Consider the following 3,514-nt stretch of genomic DNA (forward strand, 5'->3'; position numbering starts at 1 on the left):
GTGAGCTGTGAGCTGTGAGCTGTTTGATAGGAAAACCCCAAATAGTTCCCATGGATGGTGACTTTAAATTAAGGAGCAAGGATGCGACTGGGAAATTTGGATCGTTGGAGAAGATCTGTTGATTTGAGTGTTGAGATTTATCGGCACTTTGCCGGGCACCGTGATTTTGGGTTCAGAGATCAAATAACTCGGTCATCGTTGTCTTTGCCTTCAAATATCGCCGAGGGTTTTGGGCGGTCTTCTGAGAAGGAAAAAGCCCAGTTTCTAAACTATGCGAAAGGATCAGCCGGAGAGCTCAAAACCCAGCTGATCATTGGTTATAGAATCGGGTACATACCCGAGCACGTGAGCAAAAAGTGGGGAGAGGAAGTGGAGCAGCTTTCCAAAATGCTCTTCGCTATCATGCGCAAGCTCAAGTGATTTTATTCCTACTGGCCGCAGGCCAGGTTGTTTTTCTGAAAGCTCATCGCTCACAGCTCACAGCTGAGGTCCTATGCAGATAACAGTTTATGGCGACACATTGTGTGCCCAGGTAACCGCTACTGCCATGGCGCAGACGGGGCATCAGGTTAACTGGTGTGTGGTTGAGCCTGCATCTCGTGACCGGCTTGCCCAGGGGCTCCCCCTGTTTCGCGAGCAGGGGCTGGACCGCTTCTTTGCCGAGCAGCTTGAAAGCGGCCGCTTGATAACGGGCTTCTGGGAGGATGTGCCGCGGGATATTCCGGATGCGGTGTTTTTGGCCTTGCAGCCCGGAGAGCAGGGGGTAGCAGAGGCACTGGTAAGTCGTCTGGCGTCCTCCTCCGGCTGTGGTGTGATTGTGAACCAGACCGTGGGGCCGGTGGGCTCTTCCGAGTTGCTGCGGGACATGATCAAGCAGATTGATACCCGCGCTGTTCTGGTGGCTTTGCCGGATTTGATTCAGGAAGGGAATGCCTTCCAGACTTTTACCCGCCCGGACAGTATTCTGCTGGGGTGTGAAGATGGCGAGGGCGAGGCGCTGGTTCGAGAGCTGCTGCGCCCCTTCAACCGCCGCAAGGATGTGATCCAGGTGATGAGCCTGCGTGAGGCTGAATTCGCCAAACTGGCTATCAGCGGGATCCTGGCCACCCGTATTAGCTACATGAATGATATGGCCAGCCTGTCTGAATCCCTGGGCGTAGATATTGATGTGGTGCGAGTGGCCATGGGTGCCGATCCGCGAATTGGTGAGTCTTACCTTTACCCCGGCTGTGGTTTTGGTGGCCCCGGACTGAGCAGCAACGTGCTGGCACTGGTGGATGCCTTGAATGAACGCGCCGCCGAGCCTGGCCTGTTAGAGCGTGTGTTGCAGACCAATGAGCGTCAGAAGGAAGTGTTGTTCCGCAAGTTCTGGCAGTTTTATCAGGGCAATGTATCGGGCAAGAAGGTGGCGCTGTGGGGTGTGGCCTTCAAGCCGGGCACCCATCGCGTAGACAATGCGCCTGCGCTGAAAGTGATTGAGGCATTGTGGGCTCAGGGGGTCGAGGTAATGGCCCATGATCCCAGGGCGCTGCCGGATCTGGAAAACTGGGCGCGGGGGCGTGGTGCTCTGACGTTGTGTGACGACCCCTATGACGCTGCGGAAGAGGCGGATGCACTGATGTTGATCACAGAGTGGAAGCCTTACTGGAGCCCAGATTGGCAGCGACTGAAGCGTGCCATGCGTCAGCCGCTGATACTGGATGGCCGTAATATTTATGAGCCTGCTTTTGTCAGGGAACAGGGTCTGGTGTATAGAGGAATAGGGCGCTAAACATGGTACCGGAACAGGATGTTCTCACTATCAGTACGATCTGGTCTCAACTGGCAGAGCGTGCCGGACAGGAAAAAACACTGCATTTGGCGGATCGGTTTGCGGCGGATCAAACGCGCTTTGAGCGCTTCAGCCTGAATGCTTGCGGTGTGCTGGCTGATTTCAGCAAGCAGCGCATGAGCGACGAGAGCCGGGACTTGCTGGTCAAGCTGGCAGATGAGCGACAGTTGCGCCATTGGCTGGATGCCTTGTTCTCCGGGGCTGATGTGAATTGTACCGAGGGCCGTGCGGCCAAGCATTGGTGTCTGCGCGAGCCCGCAGAGCTGGCGCCGCAGGTTCACGAGCAGCTGGATGCCATGGAAGGGATGGTCGAGCGGATCCTCAAGGGCCATTGGCGTGGGGTACTGGGTGACGCCATTACCGATGTGGTGAATGTGGGGGTTGGCGGGTCCGACCTTGGGCCCTTGATGGCCGCGTTTGCGCTGCAGTCGAGTCTCCCTCCGACAGGCCAGACCCGGCCTCGGATTCATTTCGCCTCGTCCATGGACGGTAGTCAGGTATCCCAGGTGTTGCAGGAGCTAAATCCTCGCACCACCCTGTTTCTGGTTTCCTCCAAGTCATTCACTACCGTGGACACGCTACACAATGCCAAGACGGCCCGGCAGTGGCTGGCGCGGGGCCTGGGGCTGGATTTCGACAATGCTTCGTTGCTGCGCTGTCATTTCATCGGTATTTCGGCGAACGCCGAGCGCATGTCGACGTGGGGTATTACTCCTTACAATCAACTGCAGTTCTGGGACTGGGTGGGTGGCCGTTATTCGCTATGGTCGGCCATTGGGTTGCCCATTGCCTTGACGGTGGGCATGGAGGGCTTTCGTGAGCTGCTGGCGGGAGCCCATGACATGGATCAACACTGCCGGACTCAACCCTGGCAAGACAATCTGCCGGTGATGCTGGCGTTGGTAGATGTCTGGAACATCAACTTTATGAAGATTTCAGCGCGTGCCGTATTGCCCTATGACGGACGCCTCAAGCATCTGCCTGCCTATCTTGAACAGCTTGAGATGGAGTCCAATGGCAAGAGTGTGTCCCGGGCGGGTGAACCGGTCGAATACGACACCTGCCCGGTGATCTGGGGAGAGGTGGGGCCCAATGCCCAGCATGCTTTCTTCCAGCTGTTGCACCAGGGGACTCAGCCGATCGCCTGTGAATTCCTGATGACCGCGCGGCGTTATACCGAGGATATGCACTCCGAGGCAGCGGCTGAGCTGGACGCCCAGCACGCCCTTTCCAATGCCAACTGTCTGGCCCAATCCCGATTGCTGGCCCTCGGCGAGAGAGCCCTGGACCTGAAAGTGGCGCTTCCCCCTTACAAGCGTTATCACGGCAATCAGCCCAGTACCACGCTGGTGCTGGAGGAATTGTCTCCTCGCGTGCTCGGGGCTCTGCTGGCAATGTATGAGCACAAGGTGTTCGTGCAGGCCGTGATCTGGGGGATTAATCCCTTTGATCAGTGGGGCGTGGAGATGGGCAAGATGATCGCCACCGATATGCTGGCAGTGCTTGCTGATCCGGAATCTGCATCCGGTCTGGATGCGTCATCCATGGCTCTGGCACGGCATATCGGTTCGTTCAAGGACTCCTGATTCGTTGGAGCCTTGCTTGCCAGGCGAAGCTTCCTGTTTTGTGAACTTGCCGGTGAACTCGCCTTGCGAGCAAGGCTCCAACGGTTTCTGTGGTTTC

The 3,514-nt window shown here is 56.9% G+C and carries 3 protein-coding genes; all 3 read left to right on the top strand.

Annotated elements, in window-relative coordinates; translation table 11 throughout:
• Positions 1–81 precede the first annotated feature (81 nt).
• The gene (locus B3Q33_RS02835) at positions 82–420 is read left to right on the top strand and encodes a four helix bundle protein (RefSeq protein WP_273008833.1); all 339 of its coding nucleotides are present in this window, start codon (positions 82–84) and stop codon (positions 418–420) included.
• Between the two features lie 73 nt (positions 421–493).
• Positions 494–1,771, top strand: a complete 1,278-nt coding sequence (locus B3Q33_RS02840; protein WP_273008832.1) for a UDP-glucose dehydrogenase family protein — start codon at positions 494–496, stop codon at positions 1,769–1,771.
• 2 nt (positions 1,772–1,773) lie between these two features.
• Complete coding sequence (gene pgi / locus B3Q33_RS02845) at positions 1,774–3,417, top strand: glucose-6-phosphate isomerase (protein ID WP_272975482.1); 1,644 nt, start codon at positions 1,774–1,776, stop codon at positions 3,415–3,417.
• The last annotated feature ends 97 nt before the right edge of the window (positions 3,418–3,514 follow it).

The organism is Alcanivorax sp. UBA3183 (assembly GCF_002364155.1).
Classification (GTDB): Bacteria; Pseudomonadota; Gammaproteobacteria; order Pseudomonadales; family Alcanivoracaceae; genus Alcanivorax; species Alcanivorax jadensis.

Bases quoted from the DNA above. Each gene is read 5' to 3' on its own strand.
- B3Q33_RS02835 (WP_273008833.1), top strand. From the start codon at position 82: ATGCGACTGGGAAATTTGGATCGTTGGAGAAGATCTGTTGATTTGAGT.
- B3Q33_RS02840 (WP_273008832.1), top strand. From the start codon at position 494: ATGCAGATAACAGTTTATGGCGACACATTGTGTGCCCAGGTAACCGCT.
- pgi (WP_272975482.1), top strand. From the start codon at position 1,774: ATGGTACCGGAACAGGATGTTCTCACTATCAGTACGATCTGGTCTCAA.